The following is a 16,557-nucleotide window of genomic DNA, read 5'->3' as shown; positions in this document are numbered from 1 at the left end:
GGTGAGGTTTATTAGCCCCTTTGCCTAATACCCACTGGTGAAGGGCATGGAAGAAGTTAACCGGCTGGTGTTCAACTTTCCCCTCTTCAAAGATTACGAGGAAAAGGAGCGGTTCTTAAAAGTGATAGGCCTGCTCGTAAGTCACCAAATAACTCTTGAGAAGGCCGCAGAACTCTTGGACATGAAACTCGAAGAGCTTTCATTTCTCCTTGACAAGCTGGGCGTTGAATATTCGCTCCTTGACGAAGAAGAAGCCGAGCTTGAACTCTCAAAGCTGAAGGAGATTAGGGAGGAGTTGAAACGTGAAGGTCGTCTTTAACTCTTCTCCCGTCATAGCCCTCGCAAAGCTCGGATACCTAAAGCACGCGGTTAGACTCTTCGGCGAAGTTTTTGTTCCAGAGGCTGTTGTTGAAGAGATCAACGCCAAAGAAGACGAAGTTAGTTCGGTTCTCTCAAAATTGCTGAAGTCAGGGGAGGTTAAGATAGCTTCTCCCTCCAGAGAGGCTCTGCCCGGCTATTCAGGGCTCCACCGTGGAGAACTGGAGGCAATAGCACTCGCCAAGGAACTCGGAGCTTTTGTCATACTGGACGATTTAAAGGCCCGCAAAGCGGCAAGATTGGAGGGACTCAGTGTCATTGGCACGGTGGCAGTTCTGAGGCTTCTTAAGGATGCCGGTCTTTTGAAGGAGACTGACGACGAGCTATTTAATGCTCTGCGTTCGGTCGGGTTTAGGATACGCCCAGAATTGTTTTACAGGATTATGGGTGGTGAGTTATGATCCTCGATACAGACTACATAACTGAGGATGGAAAGCCCGTCATCAGGATCTTCAAGAAGGAGAACGGCGAGTTCAAAATAGACTACGACAGAAACTTTGAGCCATACATCTACGCGCTCTTGAAGGACGACTCTGCGATTGAGGACGTCAAGAAGATAACTGCCGAGAGGCACGGCACTACCGTTAGGGTTGTCAGGGCCGAGAAAGTGAAGAAGAAGTTCCTAGGCAGGCCGATAGAGGTCTGGAAGCTCTACTTCACTCACCCCCAGGACGTTCCCGCAATCAGGGACAAGATAAAGGAGCATCCTGCCGTTGTGGACATCTACGAGTACGACATCCCCTTCGCGAAGCGCTACCTCATAGACAAAGGCTTAATCCCGATGGAGGGCGACGAGGAACTTAAGATGCTCGCCTTCGACATCGAGACGCTCTATCACGAGGGCGAGGAGTTCGCCGAAGGGCCTATCCTGATGATAAGCTACGCCGACGAGGAAGGGGCGCGCGTTATTACCTGGAAGAATATCGACCTTCCCTATGTCGACGTCGTTTCCACCGAGAAGGAGATGATAAAGCGCTTCCTCAAGGTCGTCAAGGAAAAGGATCCCGACGTCCTCATAACCTACAACGGCGACAACTTCGACTTCGCCTACCTCAAGAAGCGCTCCGAGAAGCTCGGAGTCAAGTTCATCCTCGGAAGGGAAGGGAGCGAGCCGAAAATCCAGCGCATGGGCGATCGCTTTGCGGTGGAGGTCAAGGGAAGGATTCACTTCGACCTCTACCCCGTCATTAGGAGAACGATTAACCTCCCCACTTACACCCTTGAGGCAGTATATGAAGCCATCTTTGGACAGCCGAAGGAGAAGGTCTACGCTGAGGAGATAGCGCAGGCCTGGGAAACGGGCGAGGGATTAGAAAGGGTGGCCCGCTACTCGATGGAGGACGCAAAGGTAACCTATGAACTCGGAAAAGAGTTCTTCCCTATGGAAGCCCAGCTCTCGCGCCTCGTAGGCCAGAGCCTCTGGGATGTATCTCGCTCGAGTACCGGAAACCTCGTCGAGTGGTTTTTGCTGAGGAAGGCCTACGAGAGGAATGAACTTGCACCAAACAAGCCGGACGAGAGGGAGCTGGCAAGAAGAAGGGAGAGCTACGCGGGTGGATACGTCAAGGAGCCCGAAAGGGGACTGTGGGAGAACATCGTGTATCTGGACTTCCGCTCCCTGTATCCTTCGATAATAATCACCCATAACGTCTCCCCTGATACACTCAACAGGGAGGGTTGTGAGGAGTACGACGTGGCTCCTCAGGTAGGCCATAAGTTCTGCAAGGACTTCCCCGGCTTCATCCCAAGCCTCCTCGGAGACCTCTTGGAGGAGAGACAGAAGGTAAAGAAGAAGATGAAGGCCACTATAGACCCAATCGAGAAGAAACTCCTCGATTACAGGCAACGAGCAATCAAAATCCTTGCTAATAGCTTCTACGGTTACTACGGCTATGCAAAGGCCCGCTGGTACTGCAAGGAGTGCGCCGAGAGCGTTACCGCTTGGGGCAGGCAGTACATCGAGACCACGATAAGGGAAATAGAGGAGAAATTTGGCTTTAAAGTCCTCTACGCGGACACAGATGGATTTTTCGCAACAATACCTGGAGCGGACGCCGAAACCGTCAAAAAGAAGGCAAAGGAGTTCCTGGACTACATCAACGCCAAACTGCCCGGCCTGCTCGAACTCGAATACGAGGGCTTCTACAAGCGCGGCTTCTTCGTGACGAAGAAGAAGTACGCGGTTATAGACGAGGAGGACAAGATAACGACGCGCGGGCTTGAAATAGTTAGGCGTGACTGGAGCGAGATAGCGAAGGAGACGCAGGCGAGGGTTCTTGAGGCGATACTAAAGCACGGTGACGTTGAAGAAGCGGTAAGGATTGTCAAAGAGGTTACGGAGAAGCTGAGCAAGTACGAGGTTCCACCGGAGAAGCTGGTCATCTACGAGCAGATAACCCGCGACCTGAAGGACTACAAGGCCACCGGGCCGCATGTGGCTGTTGCAAAACGCCTCGCCGCAAGGGGGATAAAAATCCGGCCCGGAACGGTCATAAGCTACATCGTGCTCAAAGGCTCGGGAAGGATTGGGGACAGGGCTATACCCTTTGACGAATTTGACCCGGCAAAGCACAAGTACGATGCAGAATACTACATCGAGAACCAGGTTCTTCCAGCTGTGGAGAGGATTCTGAGGGCCTTTGGTTACCGTAAAGAAGATTTAAGGTATCAGAAAACGCGGCAGGTTGGCTTGGGGGCGTGGCTAAAACCTAAGACATGACAAAAACAAATTTGTCGGAGTTTTTCTTGTTTAAATTTTGAAATTTTTGAGAAGAAAAGAGAAGGATCTCACTGCTGCGGGCAGACGTCCTTCTCGGTCGGCGGGTTCGGGTCGAGGCCCTTCCTCTGGCGTATCTGCCTGATGATCTGCTGTGCCAGCTCGTTCGGAACGCGCTTGAAGCCAGCATGTTCTGTTGTCCAGAGGGCCTTACCGCTGGTCGCTCCACGTATTGCTCCAGCAAATCCGAACATCTCGGCGACGGGTGCCTCGCCGATGATGATCATGACCTCGCCTTCCTGCCTCATGTCGATGAGCTGGCCGCGCCTCTGGTTGAGCTCCCTGCTGACGGCGCCCATGTACTCGTAGGGTATGTTGATGATGACCTTCTGGTACGGCTCGTAGAGAACCGGCCCGGCCTTCATCATGGCACAGTGGATTGCGGTCCTTATAGCCGGGTAGATCTGGGCCGGACCGCGGTGGACGTTGTCCTCGTGTATCTTAGCGTCGTGCAGGCGGACGATGACCTTCATGACTGGCTCTTTGGCGAGTGGCCCCTCGTCCATTGCCTGGTGGAAACCGTCAACGAGTAGGTCCATAACCTCGTTCAGGTACTGGATACCCTTGGTGTTGTCGAAGAACATGTTGCCGTTGTAAACGTCAACGATTCCCTTGGCCATCTCGTAGTCCATACCGAGCTCAGCCAGCTTCTTGGCGACTTCCTTCGGATCCTTCGGCCTTCCTTCTGGGATGATTCCCTCCTTGATTGCCTGGTAGATCTCATCAGGCATTGGCTCGACAGTGATGTAGAACCTGTTGTGCTTGTTCGGTGACTTTCCTTCGACGATCGGGCTCTGCTTGGTGACGCTCTCGCGGTAAACTACTATAGGCGGTGAAACATCGACGTCGAGCTTCCACTCTGTCTTAAGGCGGTAGAGCTTGACCTCGAGGTGGAGCTCACCCATACCGCTGAGGAGGTGCTGGCCGGTCTCCTCGTCGATCTTGACGTGGAGCGTTGGGTCCTCCTTGGCAAGCTGTCTCAAGGCCTCAACGAGCTTTGGAAGATCCTTAACGTTCTTGGCCTCAATGGCAACGGTGACGACAGGCTCGCTCGCGTAGTGGAGTGCTTCAAACGGCTCGATCTGCTCGGTTGAAACGGTCTCGCCGGCCATGGCATCGCGGAGACCAGTTACAGCGACGATGTTTCCAGCGGGGACGGCCTCCATGTTGATCCTCTCTGGCCCCATGTAGATGCCGACCTGCTGGATTCTGGACTTCCTCTTGCTGTTGATCAGGTAAACCTCCTGGCCGGTCTTGACGGTACCGCTCCAGACGCGGCCGGTGGCTACCTCACCGGCGTGCTTGTCGAGGATGATCTTGGTGACAACCATAGTCATCGGTCCCTTCGGGTCGCACTTGAGCATGGCCTGACCGACGTCGCTGTTTATGTCTCCCCTCCAGAGGTGCGGAATCCTGTACTTCTGGGCCTGGAGCGGGTTCGGGAGGTGCCTGACGACCATATCAAGAACCACAACGTGGAGCGGGGCCTTCTTCCTGAGGGTCTTTAAATCACCGGCGTTGGTGAGGTCAATGACGTCCTTGAATGAAACCCCGGTCTTCTTCATGAAGGGCACGCTGAGGGCCCAGTTGTAATAGGCCGAACCAAAGGCGACGCTACCGTCGTTAACGTTGACGAGCCACTCCTTCTTGAACTCCTCGGGGGCGTAGCGCTTGATGAGCCTGTTGACGTCGGTAATGACCTTGACGAAGCGCTCCTGCATCTGCTGGGGGGTGAGCTTGAGCTCCTTGATGAGCCTGTCAACCTTGTTGATGAAGAGGACGGGCTTGACGTACTCCCTCAGAGCCTGCCTGAGAACGGTCTCGGTCTGGGGCATGACACCCTCAACGGCGTCGACAACGATAATCGCACCGTCTATGGCACGCATGGCCCTGGTAACGTCACCACCGAAGTCAACGTGACCCGGAGTATCAATCAGGTTGATGAGGTAGTCGTTGCCCTCGTAGTTGTGGACCATCGAAACGTTGGCCGCGTTGATAGTAATACCCCTCGCCTGCTCCTGCTCGTCGAAATCAAGGACGAGCTGCTTTCCGGCGAGTTCTTCGCTTATCATACCAGCGCCCGCGAGCAGGTTGTCGCTAAGGGTAGTCTTACCGTGGTCAATGTGAGCGGCGATACCCATGTTCCTGATCCTCTCGGGCTGGGTCATAAGTTCCTTAATCTTCGCAATCATCTCTTCCCTTCTTCCCATACAACACCACCATCCTCTGATGAGCTTGTCGGCTTAACTTAAAAGGTGCAGTTATAAAGCTTTTCCTGGTGAAATTTCGAGTCGATGTGAACATGGAAAAATACTCAAGGCTCTGGAGAGGAGATATTTTAAGTAAGGACGGCCAACGGGGTATCTTCCAGCCCTTCCTTAAAGATTTTTCAACTACTTCGGCAAATTACAAAAGCTTTTTTTAGCGCGCCTTCGACGTCCTCCTTAACGTCCTTCCTGGCGTAAACACACCATCTCCAGTACACATTTTTGAGCTCAACCAGCGACTTAACAAGAGGTGAAACCTCGCTGAGCCTCTTCAGCTCACCGTCTACCAGCACAAAGGCGTTCCTCTCCTCGTATTTTGGCTTGGGTGGGTAATCAATGAGGGCAAGGTGGGCGAACTCCTCTTCCAGAGCCCGCTTGATGTATTCCACCGTTTCAGGGGAAAGCTCACTGTTTGAACAGAGAACCCTCTTGTAAAGCTTCCTGTTGTCTATGGCCTTCATGAGTTCCCTTACTTCAGGCTTTTCACTGTTTCTCAGCCTCGAAACGAGGTCTACCTCGTCCATGAGGCGTATCTCCTCAGTGCTTATCCCCTCAAGCTCAACGGCCTTTCGAAGCATGACCTCGGCTATCTTTGCGGTGTGGTGGAAGTAAACCGTCGGGTACATCATTGCCCTCGCCAGTAGAAGGTTCTGAGCCGCCATGATTCCCTTCGCTCCAACGACGAGCATACCCTTGGTGAAAATCAGGTTCCTAACGAGCCTCTCAAGGTCAACGACGCCGTATGCGGCTCCCGTATAGTAGGCGTCCCTGACGAGGTAGTCCATTCTGTCCGAGTCGATGTCGCCGCTGACGACCGGATGCTTGAGGAACTTGATGAGTTTTGAGACCGAGTAGTTCTCCTCGATAGCGTCCCTGATCTCTCCGTGCTTTATCAGCCAGACGGTGTTCTCTTCGTGTCTCGGGAACAGGCCCTCAAGGGTGTGTGAAAAGGGGTAGTGGCCGATGTCGTGAAGCAGGGCCGCGTAGACGGCTTCCTCCTCGATCTCTGGGTTATAGTGCCTTATCTCCTTGGCGAGGTGGAAAGTCCCAAGCGAGTGCTCAAAGCGGGTGTGTCTGGCGGATGGATAAGCAAGGAAGGCAAAGCCGAGCTGGGTTATCCTCCTGAGCCTCTGAAACTCTGGGGTGTCCACGATTTTGATTGCGAATTCATCAAGCTCTATGTAGCCGTGAATCGGATCATGGACGAGCTTCATGGAGGGTGACCTCCATGACTAGCTCCACGTCTCCGCTATGACGTCGTGCTTGTGTATACTCTCGTTGCTGATGACGCGGACGTGGATTTTCCCTTTAAAGCGCTCCTTGGCCTTGGCGAATATTTCTCTAGCAACATCCTCAACGAACTTCGGGTTTTCAAACATCCTCTGAACGACTGCGTTCTCGTCCGGAGTTTTGAGCAACGTATACGTTGGACTGCTGAAAGAACTCTCAACGACTTCTATCATGTCCTCAAGTGCTATTTCCTCATTGAAGTCGGCCTTTACCTCCAGCTCCCCAACGGCCCTCTGGATGTGGGTCTTTCCGTTGTTGTTGGCCATGGCATGTGGACAGACGGTGTTTCCGATAACCCTGACCCGGAGTACTTTCTCAAAGGTACCGTTTTCGTTCTTTATAACACCTACCTCAACGTCGTAGGGCTCGTAGCTGGTTTTTCCGCTTGCAGGAGTTTTCTTTGGAATGATTAGATGAGTTTTGATCCAGATCTCAGCTCGTTTATGCGGATGCTTTCTTTCGATTCGTTCGATTACGCTCTTTCCAAGTTCTTCAAGGGACTCATGAGCGGTTTTGACTTCCTCTTCCACAGCCTCGCTCATTGCATCGGTAACGCTTTCAATGAGCCTACTCATGTGTATACCCTTTTTTTCAGCAGGTAGGTCAATGGTGGCCTCTATCAGCGGGAGGAATGTGTACTCTCTCCCCTTCCAGTTTATCTTGGCCACGGTTCTCAGGTTGGTTATACCGACCCTTCTCAGGGGTTCTCTGATCTCAGGAGTCTCTTCCTGTGTCTCAAAAATCATGCCGCTCCCCCCTTCTAATTAGGGAAATCTAATCCAATTGGTTTTTAAACCTACCCCGCTGAGAACAACCAGCTATTCCTTCATTCTGGACAGGATTCTCCTTTCGAAGGAATGCCCTTTAAAGTTCTTGACGATATAGTAGACCGTTCTGAGCGGAATGTTAAGGCTCTCGCTTACTTCTTTGGCCCCTTTGCCGGATTCTATCATCTCAACAACCTTTCTCAGAGTCTCCTCGTCGTACTTCTTGGGTCTTCCTCTGGGAAAACTTTCGGGTACGAGCTCCACGCCGAGCTGGGAAAGGGCGTTTATTATCCTTTTAGAGACCTTTGGGTAGAGACTCGGCGGACAGCTGATCCTTCTAACGTTGGGAGCCCTCTCAAGGATGTGAACCACTATCTCCTTCGTCGGGCGGAGGTTTATGTAGACCTCGGTAACGTTCTCGTTAAGGCTTTTATCGAGCTTCCTCAGGAGTTCACCGTTGTTTCTGGCCTTAACCTCCACCCTCATCCTCTCACCCCTGGAGAAGGGAGAGGAACTTCTTCGCCTTGTCGCTCTTCGGCATGAATTTTTCGAATTTGTCAACGCTGGAGAAGAGCGTCGTGTGGAGGCCAGAAAGCACGAACTTCCTTATGGCCTCGGTCAGGTCTTCCAAGTTTATTCCAAGCAGTTCGCTTACCTTCCCTTCGTTCCATGAGGTGATGCCATAGAGTACAATTCCCCCCAGGAGGTAGTTTGGAATCGAACTTATGTCCGTTCTCTTTCCCGAGAGCATATTCTCGATCTCGCACTTCCTTATCAGGAGCATGCTTCCGTAACCAACCTTAAAGTCAGGTTCACGTTTAAACGGCAAATCCAGCAGGGAGTAGTGGCAGTCAACGCACTGTTTAATGCCCGGATAAAGGCCGAGGGTTTCCCTCTCAGTGGGGGACGTGAGGAAGTAGTACCTGAATATGTCGAGGGCAAGCTTTTCTGGACCATCCTTGGGATCCAAGAGAGCGTATGCAAGGGAAAGATTGTCCACAGTGTAGTGGTTGTTGATCAGAACTCCCTTAGTCTTAACAAAGCTCAGGACCCGCCATCTAAACCTGCGCCCGTACCTCTTCCTGAGTTCCGCCTCTATATCAGCGTCCGCCGGAAGGTCGATCCTGTCCCTCTTCAGCCTCTTGTCGCTCCAGTACTCAACCTCTATCCTCAATCCTCTGGTTCTGACCGTTCCCTTTTCCCTCAACTTTCCCTTTATGAACTTGAAGGTCTCCCTGACCTCGATGCCCTCCCTAGAAAGCAGCCTTAAGACATCGCCGGAATAGGGCAAATAGGGGAGAACTTCAATCCTGCCCAACTTGACCGGCTTTTCTTTGGCCTTTATCTTACCAAGCTCATCTTTCTTGATGGAATCGACCTTTATTGGAGATTTTCCAAGGTAGAACTCGTAGTTGGCTGAGATGTGGGCTAAGGCCATCTTGTGTGCAGTTATAGCAGCGCGAAGCCTCTCAAGGGCCAGAACCCTGTTTCTTTTTTTCCGATAGAGCCACTGTATGTGCGGATCACGACTTTTCTTATCCATGCTGTGGAGGGTCGGAATTGACTCACCGACCCTCCTTTCCAGTTCCTCTTCCAGCTCGCTCAGGAGAGAGAGGTTTTTCTTCAGAGTATAGGCCAGCTCAACAACGTCGAAATCCTCAAATAACCCTGCCATGTCTATGCCTATGTCGTCGAGTATCTTGTTGACCTGAGATACTAGCTCCTCCGTTGTCGTCATGGCAGCAGATCACCGTTATTGATCTTTTCCGGAAGGTATTCCTTAGCAACGAACTCAAGGGACTTATTGGCCAAAGCCTGCTGTTCTATCCTGACCCCCCATTTTAGGGCAAGCTGGAGCTGTCTCTGCCACTCCTTGTTCTGGAACCAGGGGTAGTTCATCTCCTCAAGGATTCTCTTGTAGTCTCCTGTCGGACCGCCCTTCTTGTTGGGCGGAATGCCCTTGAGCTTTTCAGTGACGTTCTCCAGGCCATAGCGCTTTATGTCGTCCATGGTCATTCCCACGAACTTGGCCTCGGGCGTTGCCAGTTTATCGCTGAGGTAAGCGAGGTTAATCGAACCCTGCTTTATTGTCGAGTAGATGTACCAACCGTAGGGGTCACCGTCAGTGAAGACTATGATAGGCAATCCCTCTTCGTAGTGGAGCCTGTGGATTAAACGCCTGACGCCACGGGAAGCCTGTCCCTGCGTTGCTATGATCAGGGCGTTCTCCTTCTTGGGATACTTTTCCTCAATCAGACGGTCGGCCATAGCTGCCGTCTCAACTACCAGAGCGTAGTCAACGTTTATCTCAGGAAACTGAATGTGCTCCACCGTTCCTGGGACAGCCCATCCACCGCTTCCGAGCTTGCTCGCGTTGAACTCGTCCTCGCCATCGCGGATGACTATGTCGCCGTAGATGTAACCGCGCCTGTCCGCGGTTATGTGCATCTCTTCTCTCAGCACTCCAAACATTCTCTCAAGGTCCTCAATAATTGGATCGCTCTCACTCTGGTCCTCAAAGGTGTTCTCCCTCGTTCCGGGAATGGTGTGCTTGTTGGCGTAGTAGGCTTCACGAAGGCTCGCGTGTTTGCCCTCGCTGACGAGCCTCTTCACGTAGGCCATTATCAGGAGCGTCTGCATGAACTTTCTCGCGTGGGCAACGTTGAGGAAGTAACGCCTTGAGAGCTTGTCCCCCATTCTGATAAGCCGCGATTTCTCGTCGAAGTAAACGTTGCTCAGACCGCGGGTCGGGATGTCAAAGTGCGGGTTCTTCCCCTGCTTTATATCCTCGAGTATCCTCCTGGCGTGCTCGTCGAGCATTTTAAGGACTTTCTTCGGATCGTATGAGAACTTCTCCTTGGGCTTCTCGCGGTGGATTTTAACTTTAGGCATTCTCAGCCACCTCCTCAACTGGAACGTCTTCAGCCTCGACAGCGGTAAAGCGGCTCTCGATGAACCTGATGAAGTACTCCCTAATCTTTTCCTCGGGCTCGCCGGTGAGTATGCTCAAGGCTCTCGCTATCTCGGGCACGTACTTCTCGAAGGTCTTCCTTCTCTTGACCTGGGCTAATCTTCTGTGCTTGCCGCTGAGATAAGTTTGGAGCCTTCTGGCGGCATCCATTATGGCGAGGCGGATCTCGTTGTAGATCTCATCAACGCTTGCTATGCTCTGCTTTCCGGTTCCCGTGTAGGGTACGTGAACGCTGACGACGTTTATCATTAGAACCAACGGTGCCCTGTCGAGGTCATCTATCTTGTAGCGCTTCCAGTCTATCGAGCGCGCCGCTTGGGTTGTTACACACGAACCAGCATCGAAGAGGAGCGGGACGCGGTTGGCGTAGCGGTAGAGGTCAAACCCAGCAGGAATCTCACCGCCGTATGCTATTCCGACCTCCACCTGGAAGGGAATACCCCCGGAATAGACCTTGGGTGGCCTCGTTACAGCGGTGACGAACTCGGGCTTGAGGATTCCTTTCAGACCCTTTTCGATGTTCTCCTCGCCTATTGGCCTCAGACCGTGCGTCGGGGGAGCGAGGAACTTCATGTACTTGAACGCCTCAACGATTTCCTCCGCTTCGTGCCATGTGAGCTTTTCGGGCGGTTTCTCCATGAGCTTTGCCACCTGCTTGACGACCTTTGTGTAGCCCTTGAAAGCCCTCAAAACGGATTTAACGTCGCCTTCCATGAGCCTCTGGTAGTACTGCTCCTGGAGTTTCTTGTCTTTAACTGTCTTTATGAGCCTGAGAGCGGCTATGTATTCGATTAACTCATCTACTTTCTTGTCGCTTATCCTTGAGAACTCCCCGATGAGGAACCTTCTCACTGTGTTTTTCCTGGTTTTCTTTGCCAGCCTGTAAACGTCGTCCGTCATTACACCCTTCGGATGGGGCTTCATCTCAACCGGCGGTTCCGGGATGTAGTCGCTCGACCTGGGGAAGACTATGAGCTTTCCATCCGGCTCGATGAGTTCGATGTGAGCGTGAGGATTGGCTATTGCCGTTAGCTTGAGGTACCAGTAAACGCCCTGCTTGGAGCGCATGTACTTGACGTTCTTCACTTCCAGCTCTATCCTCGTCCCGCGCCAGCCCTTGAGGTTTGGATGCTTCTCCTTTTTGACTATCTTACCCTCATTCTTGTCCACGTCTATCTTAACCCACGCCTCGATGATTTCATCGCCGCCCGTTGAGGTGATCACGCGTGTGGCCTTTCCGCTCGTTATCTGGGCGAACATGACGGCACCGCTTATACCGATACCCTGCTGGCCCCTGCTCTGTATGTTCCTGTGGGCCTTGGTTCCGGCGAGCATCTTACCGAAGACGTGCGTTATGTACTTCTCCGGGATTCCCGGGCCGTTGTCCTCAACGACGACCTTGTAGTGCTCGTCCCCGAGTTCCTCGATTTCAACCCTGACGTAAGGTGGTATTCCGGCCTCTTCGCAGGCATCGAGGGAGTTGGTCACCGCCTCATGAACAAGCGTTGTGAGGGAGCGAACCTTACCGGTGTATCCAAGCATTGCGGCGTTTCGTCTGAAGAACTCGCTGACGCTTTGAATCTTAAACTCCCTAAACAGCTGATTCGCCTCGGCCATTTTCACTCCTCCTCTTCTTCAAAGTCCTCAAAGTAATCAGGAGCGTTGCCTTCGAGGGCCTCGTAGTAGTTGGCAACCTCAAGCTCAAGATCCTTCTTCCTCCGCTCCAGATAGCGGTAAACCACGCCGTGGGGTGAACCACGGGCAAGCTTTTCCACGGCGGTTTTGGCAACTTCAACTTGGATCGGGTTTCCAATTATTGCAACGGTTTTGCCGTAGACGCTTATGTCTGCACCGCTCATCTCCTCTATTATCTCCCTTGTCCTGCCCTTTCTGCCTATTATCCTGCCCCTAACCCTCGGAAGTGCGTTTTTCTCGTTACCGACGACGATGTCAGTGAGGTTGATGACCTCCAGGGTTTCGCCCTCGTTGAAGAGCCTGAAGGCCCTCTCGGGTGAAAAGCCCCTCCCTATGGCCAGAACAACGTCCCTGGCCTTCCAAACTGCAAGGGGATCGTCAGTTTTTTCTGTTGCGGTTATGAAAACTTCCCCAGTCTCGCTGTCGACGTCTATCTTGGTTTTCGTTCTTCTCTCGATCTCTCTTTTGGTCTGCCCCTTCTTCCCAATGAGGACTGCTATTCTTTCCTTTGGGATTTTAACGAACTCCTCCTGCTCACCCAGGGAGGTAAACGTAATTTCTTCTTCCTCTTTTTCTCTCTCAACCCTTCCATCCTTGTCAACTCTCTCATACTTCTTCAGGAGCCTCTCAAACTCGTCCATTCTCTCACCTCTCAACGAGCTCGCGAAACTTTTCTTCGGGATCTACGACATCGACACCTCTCTTTCTGAAGTAGTTGGAGACGTTGGTTAGATCCCTTCTCAGCAGTTCAAGGCTCATGCGGTTTCTTTTGACTGTAGCCTGTGACCAGTCTATCACCACGGGCCCCTCGTGGATCAGGATGTTGTATTCGCTTAAATCACCGTGAACCATGTCTCCCCTCTTCCAGAGCCTCTCGATTACTCCCATTGTGAAATCGTAGAGCTCCTCGAAGTCGGTCTTCGTGAGGTCTTTTTCAACGTCTTTGAGCCTTGGAGCGGGCAGCTCATCGCCAATGAACTCCATGACTAGTACGTTGTTGCGAAAAGCCAGTGGTTCAGGTACCCTAACGGCGTACTTTATCGCCCTCTGGAGGTTTTTAAACTCTCTCCTCGTCCAGACAAAGACGAGCTTCCTCATGTCTTTTGGCAGGTAGCCTATCCTGGGGTCAGCCGCAAGGTATTCCCATATCCTTCTGAACTCGGTGGTGTACGTGCGGTAAATTTTCACGGCTATTCTGTTCCCCTCTGAGTCAACGCCAGCAAACACGTTGGCCTCTTTTCCTGTGCTTATGACACCGTAGAGCTCCTCTATCTTCCCCCGCCTGTGGAGATAGGCCAGGGTTTCTTTGGTAGTTCTGTCAAAGACTTCGTTGGCTATTTTGTAGAGCTCACTGTCCTTTTCTCTTCTCTCCCTCAGGCCCAGTATTTCCTCGATCTCCCGCTCCAATGCATCCCCGCGCATCTTGCATCACTAGGGAGTTTGATACTGGCTCAGAACAGGAGCTCGCCACCGGTGATAAAGTCCTGACTTATCTTGCCCTTCCTGAGGAGCCAGTCAACCTGGGTTTTTGTGTACCGGTAAACTATATCCCCTCTCTGGTCACTCTGAACTGGCCAGGGCTGGACTATGACAACATCCCCAACGCGCATCCACATCCTTCTCTTGAGCTTACCCGGAATCCTGCATCTCCTCACCTTTCCGTCCTCGCAGCGGACGTCCATCCAGCCGGCTCCGAGGGCCTGCTCGATCACGCCGAAGAGCTGTCCTTTACTCCTGTCAGGGAGCGGAACACGAATTATCTCCTCTCCTTCTGTCTGGTTCTTATTCTTGTTGTGTGGTGCCATGATAACCACCTCCCTCCCATCCATTTCATCCTTTATAAACCTGCGCATGCAAAAATTCTTCACTTGCTGTACACATTCGTACTTTTAAATTTTTTGCACGGGAAACGGTTAAATACCTTCCGGAATAGATAGGGGAGAGTGTTCACTATGACCGTGTATCTCTTTGATTTTGATGGAACCCTTGTGAACAGCCATCAGGCAGTCGAGAAGGCCCTTCAGCTCGCCATCGAGAGAACTATACCTGCAGTCATCGAGAGCGATCTCTATGATGAGTACTACCAGGCGCTCTTTCTTTTCATAAAGGGAAAGCTTACCTACCGCCACCTTGGCGTTATCCATGAACTGGTGGCCCAGGGCACAATTCACGAATACTACAGGCTTATGCCGAAGTTTATACAGGATCTACCCAACGCGAGGAGAACCGTTAGAACGCTGAAGAGGAGGGGAAGAACGGTCATAAGCTTTTCGGGAGAGCACACATATCCCGGTGGAAAGGTGATCTTTCTCAAAAAGACGAACTGGTACGATGAATTCGACTCAATAATCACTTTTAAGAGCACCAGGGATATGCTCCAGAAGTTTGAGGGAATAAGGGAACTGTATCCAGATGAACCAATAGTTTGGGTTGACGACAGCCCAAGCAGGTTCACGTACATAACCGACGAAAATACCCTCCTCGTTCAGAAAGCGTCCCCCTACAAGCACGATGTAGCCATACTCTTCGAAAGGGACAATTTCGTCAAGATCAAGAACCTCAGGGAGTTGCTTGAGATAGACGAAAGGTTGGAGGAGTTCCTGAGGTGATTTCCGTGAAAGTTTTGGTACTGGGTGCTGGAAACATAGGGAAGGCCGTGGCCTACGATCTGAGGGATGAGTTTGACGTTTACGTTGCTGACATAAGTAAAGAGAGGCTTGATGCTGTTAAAGAATTTGCCACGCCGATTAAGCTAGACGCTTCGAGGTTCGATGATCTGGTTGAGGCACTCAGAAAGTTTGAGCTTGCAGTGGGAACCCTTCCAGGCAATCTGGGTTACTCTGTTGTCAAGGCTGCACTAAAGGCTGGAACTGACCTTGTGGACGTCTCCTTCATGCCCGAGAACCCCCTTGAACTTAGAGACAAGGCGGAAGAAGCTCGGGTTACTGTGATATTCGATGCAGGCTTCGCACCGGGCTTGAGTCATATACTGATGGGGAGACTTTGGGCCGAACTTGATACCTTGGAAGAGGGCCTGATATACGTTGGTGGTCTTCCCAAGCATCCCAGGCCACCACTTTATTACAGAATTACATGGTCACCTAAAGATTTAATTGAAGAATACGTTAGAAAGGCAAGGGTGACACGGAACGGTGAAATTCTGGAAATAGATCCCCTGAGCGAGGTAAGAAAAGTTCGGATTAAAAACATGGAATTCGAGGCATTCCCGAGCGATGGATTAAGGAGCTTATTGTGGAGTGTTAGGGCTAAAAAGCTAGAAGAGTGGACTCTAAGGTGGCCCGGACATTTGGAGAAGATAAAAGTTCTCAGGGAGTTGGGATTTTTCGAGGAGAAAAACCTGGACTTCACTCTCAACGTCATAGCCCCGCTCATGACCTACGAGAGCCCTGACTTCTCGATAATGGAGGTTCTCGCGAGGGGAATCCTTAACGGAAAGATGACAACCGGAAGATACCTCGTTTATGATGAAGAGAAAGACGGCCTAAGTTCAATGAGCCGTTTAACCGGCTTCACGGCCTCTTCAGTTGCCAGAATAGTTTCCGAGAGTAGCTGCATCTACGGAGTTATTCCTCCAGAGATGCTCGGAATGAGGATAGACACTTTTAACAGAATACTGGAAGACCTCAAGGATAGAGGCGTAATGATCGAGGGAGGGATCGAAAATGCTTCACCTGATAATAGCTGAGTCAGAACTCGAACTTCCTCCCGAGTCGATTCTGGATCACCCGGCTATAGTCAACTACGCGAAGAGACGGGGAAAGAAGCCAAACGAGATAATACTCGACAGCACCTATCATCACGCCGCTCTCAGGAAGCTTGAGGACGGCGAGAGAAGGGGAAGGCCGGATATAGTCCACCTGTGCCTTCTTAATGCCCTTGAGAGCATTCTCAATAAGGAAGGGAAACTTAGGGTCTACGTCCACACCCGAAACGACGATGTAATTTACGTAAAACCCGAGACCCGGCTTCCAAGGAACTACAACAGGTTTCTTGGCCTCATGGAGAGCCTCTTCAAGGAGAAGATAGTTCCTAAAGACCTCGGCCTGCTCAGGATGAAGAAAAAGACAATAGACCAACTGATAAAGGAGATAAACCCCGACGCAATCTTTGTCATGCACGAAAAGGGAGAAAAGATTAAACCTTGGGAGTTTGGAAAAACCTTGGCCGAGTTCAGAGATCCAGCTGTAATAGTAGGCGGCTTTCCACACGGGGACTTCAGGAAGGTTGACTTTGGTAAGAGAATAAGCCTGTACGATGGATCCCTCATGGCCTGGACTGTTGTAAACGAAGTGATAGTCAACGCCGAGAGGTACTACCTCCCATAAGCCGTTTTTATAATTTTTCCGGGTTTCGAAAGCCTTTTTAGGGTGGAGGGTGGATATTAAACGGTGG

At 51.6% G+C, this 16,557-nt stretch carries 16 protein-coding genes; 6 read left to right on the top strand and 10 right to left on the bottom strand.

What is annotated here, in order from left to right; translation table 11 throughout:
* The first annotated feature begins 46 nt into the window (after positions 1–46).
* Genes A3K92_RS04245 through A3K92_RS04235 form a run of 3 tightly spaced genes read left to right on the top strand, consistent with a single transcriptional unit; the run spans position 47 to position 3,097 of the window.
* Positions 47–319, top strand: coding sequence for a hypothetical protein (locus tag A3K92_RS04245; RefSeq protein WP_088885080.1), 273 nt, complete (start codon positions 47–49; stop codon positions 317–319).
* Positions 303–779: a DUF3368 domain-containing protein gene (locus A3K92_RS04240; protein WP_088885079.1), complete on the top strand. Its 477-nt coding sequence runs from the start codon at positions 303–305 to the stop codon at positions 777–779. The genes A3K92_RS04245 and A3K92_RS04240 overlap by 17 nt, the downstream gene beginning before the upstream one ends.
* The gene (locus tag A3K92_RS04235) at positions 776–3,097 is read left to right on the top strand and encodes a DNA polymerase (protein ID WP_088885078.1); all 2,322 of its coding nucleotides are present in this window, start codon (positions 776–778) and stop codon (positions 3,095–3,097) included. The genes A3K92_RS04240 and A3K92_RS04235 overlap by 4 nt, the downstream gene beginning before the upstream one ends.
* A gap of 68 nt (positions 3,098–3,165) precedes the next feature.
* On the opposite strand, the gene A3K92_RS04230 is transcribed toward A3K92_RS04235, so the two are convergent.
* The 10 genes from A3K92_RS04230 to eif1A form a co-directional block, all read right to left on the bottom strand.
* Positions 3,166–5,364 carry an elongation factor EF-2 gene (locus A3K92_RS04230; RefSeq protein ID WP_088885077.1) on the bottom strand — a complete coding sequence of 733 codons (2,199 nt, stop codon included), beginning with the start codon at positions 5,362–5,364 and terminating at the stop codon, positions 3,166–3,168.
* A gap of 179 nt (positions 5,365–5,543) precedes the next feature.
* Positions 5,544–6,635, bottom strand: coding sequence for an HD domain-containing protein (locus A3K92_RS04225; protein ID WP_088885076.1), 1,092 nt, complete (start codon positions 6,633–6,635; stop codon positions 5,544–5,546).
* Between the two features lie 18 nt (positions 6,636–6,653).
* Positions 6,654–7,457, bottom strand: coding sequence for a GTP cyclohydrolase IV (locus tag A3K92_RS04220; RefSeq protein WP_088885075.1), 804 nt, complete (start codon positions 7,455–7,457; stop codon positions 6,654–6,656).
* A gap of 72 nt (positions 7,458–7,529) precedes the next feature.
* Complete coding sequence (locus A3K92_RS04215) at positions 7,530–7,964, bottom strand: DUF1699 family protein (protein ID WP_088885074.1); 435 nt, start codon at positions 7,962–7,964, stop codon at positions 7,530–7,532.
* Between the two features lie 4 nt (positions 7,965–7,968).
* Positions 7,969–9,216 carry a DUF530 family protein gene (locus A3K92_RS04210; protein WP_088885073.1) on the bottom strand — a complete coding sequence of 416 codons (1,248 nt, stop codon included), beginning with the start codon at positions 9,214–9,216 and terminating at the stop codon, positions 7,969–7,971.
* Positions 9,213–10,370 (bottom strand): DNA topoisomerase IV subunit A, encoded by a 1,158-nt coding sequence (locus A3K92_RS04205; RefSeq protein WP_088885072.1) that lies wholly within the window; start codon positions 10,368–10,370, stop codon positions 9,213–9,215. The genes A3K92_RS04210 and A3K92_RS04205 overlap by 4 nt, the downstream gene beginning before the upstream one ends.
* A complete protein-coding gene (gene top6B, locus A3K92_RS04200; protein WP_088885071.1) occupies positions 10,363–12,066 on the bottom strand; it encodes a DNA topoisomerase VI subunit B in 1,704 nt (567 codons plus the stop codon). Before top6B ends, A3K92_RS04205 begins: the two co-directional genes overlap by 8 nt.
* Positions 12,067–12,068: 2 nt before the next feature.
* The gene (locus A3K92_RS04195; protein ID WP_088885070.1) at positions 12,069–12,785 is read right to left on the bottom strand and encodes a KH domain-containing protein; all 717 of its coding nucleotides are present in this window, start codon (positions 12,783–12,785) and stop codon (positions 12,069–12,071) included.
* Between the two features lie 4 nt (positions 12,786–12,789).
* A complete protein-coding gene (locus tag A3K92_RS04190) occupies positions 12,790–13,566 on the bottom strand; it encodes a serine protein kinase RIO (RefSeq protein WP_088885069.1) in 777 nt (258 codons plus the stop codon).
* Positions 13,567–13,595: 29 nt separating this feature from the next.
* Positions 13,596–13,949, bottom strand: coding sequence for a translation initiation factor eIF-1A (gene eif1A / locus A3K92_RS04185; RefSeq protein WP_088885068.1), 354 nt, complete (start codon positions 13,947–13,949; stop codon positions 13,596–13,598).
* Between the two features lie 147 nt (positions 13,950–14,096).
* On the opposite strand from eif1A, the gene A3K92_RS04180 reads away from it, so the two are divergent.
* Genes A3K92_RS04180 through A3K92_RS04170 form a run of 3 tightly spaced genes read left to right on the top strand, consistent with a single transcriptional unit; the run spans position 14,097 to position 16,490 of the window.
* On the top strand, positions 14,097–14,753 hold the full coding sequence (locus A3K92_RS04180) for an HAD family hydrolase (RefSeq protein ID WP_088885067.1): 657 nt from the start codon (positions 14,097–14,099) through the stop codon (positions 14,751–14,753).
* 5 nt (positions 14,754–14,758) lie between these two features.
* Positions 14,759–15,850 (top strand): saccharopine dehydrogenase family protein, encoded by a 1,092-nt coding sequence (locus tag A3K92_RS04175; RefSeq protein WP_088885066.1) that lies wholly within the window; start codon positions 14,759–14,761, stop codon positions 15,848–15,850.
* A complete protein-coding gene (locus A3K92_RS04170; protein WP_088885065.1) occupies positions 15,828–16,490 on the top strand; it encodes a 16S rRNA methyltransferase in 663 nt (220 codons plus the stop codon). Before A3K92_RS04175 ends, A3K92_RS04170 begins: the two co-directional genes overlap by 23 nt.
* The last annotated feature ends 67 nt before the right edge of the window (positions 16,491–16,557 follow it).

Source organism: Thermococcus gorgonarius (genome assembly GCF_002214385.1).
GTDB lineage: Archaea > Methanobacteriota_B > Thermococci > Thermococcales > Thermococcaceae > Thermococcus > Thermococcus gorgonarius.
This window is presented reverse-complemented; position numbering and strand designations above follow the sequence as displayed.

Bases quoted from the DNA above. Each gene is read 5' to 3' on its own strand.
- A3K92_RS04245 (WP_088885080.1), top strand. From the start codon at position 47: ATGGAAGAAGTTAACCGGCTGGTGTTCAACTTTCCCCTCTTCAAAGAT.
- A3K92_RS04235 (WP_088885078.1), top strand. From the start codon at position 776: ATGATCCTCGATACAGACTACATAACTGAGGATGGAAAGCCCGTCATC.
- A3K92_RS04230 (WP_088885077.1), bottom strand. From the start codon at position 5,364: ATGGGAAGAAGGGAAGAGATGATTGCGAAGATTAAGGAACTTATGACC.
- A3K92_RS04225 (WP_088885076.1), bottom strand. From the start codon at position 6,635: ATGAAGCTCGTCCATGATCCGATTCACGGCTACATAGAGCTTGATGAA.
- A3K92_RS04220 (WP_088885075.1), bottom strand. From the start codon at position 7,457: ATGATTTTTGAGACACAGGAAGAGACTCCTGAGATCAGAGAACCCCTG.
- A3K92_RS04215 (WP_088885074.1), bottom strand. From the start codon at position 7,964: ATGAGGGTGGAGGTTAAGGCCAGAAACAACGGTGAACTCCTGAGGAAG.
- A3K92_RS04210 (WP_088885073.1), bottom strand. From the start codon at position 9,216: ATGACGACAACGGAGGAGCTAGTATCTCAGGTCAACAAGATACTCGAC.
- A3K92_RS04205 (WP_088885072.1), bottom strand. From the start codon at position 10,370: ATGCCTAAAGTTAAAATCCACCGCGAGAAGCCCAAGGAGAAGTTCTCA.
- top6B (WP_088885071.1), bottom strand. From the start codon at position 12,066: ATGGCCGAGGCGAATCAGCTGTTTAGGGAGTTTAAGATTCAAAGCGTC.
- A3K92_RS04195 (WP_088885070.1), bottom strand. From the start codon at position 12,785: ATGGACGAGTTTGAGAGGCTCCTGAAGAAGTATGAGAGAGTTGACAAG.
- A3K92_RS04190 (WP_088885069.1), bottom strand. From the start codon at position 13,566: ATGCGCGGGGATGCATTGGAGCGGGAGATCGAGGAAATACTGGGCCTG.
- eif1A (WP_088885068.1), bottom strand. From the start codon at position 13,949: ATGGCACCACACAACAAGAATAAGAACCAGACAGAAGGAGAGGAGATA.
- A3K92_RS04180 (WP_088885067.1), top strand. From the start codon at position 14,097: ATGACCGTGTATCTCTTTGATTTTGATGGAACCCTTGTGAACAGCCAT.
- A3K92_RS04170 (WP_088885065.1), top strand. From the start codon at position 15,828: ATGCTTCACCTGATAATAGCTGAGTCAGAACTCGAACTTCCTCCCGAG.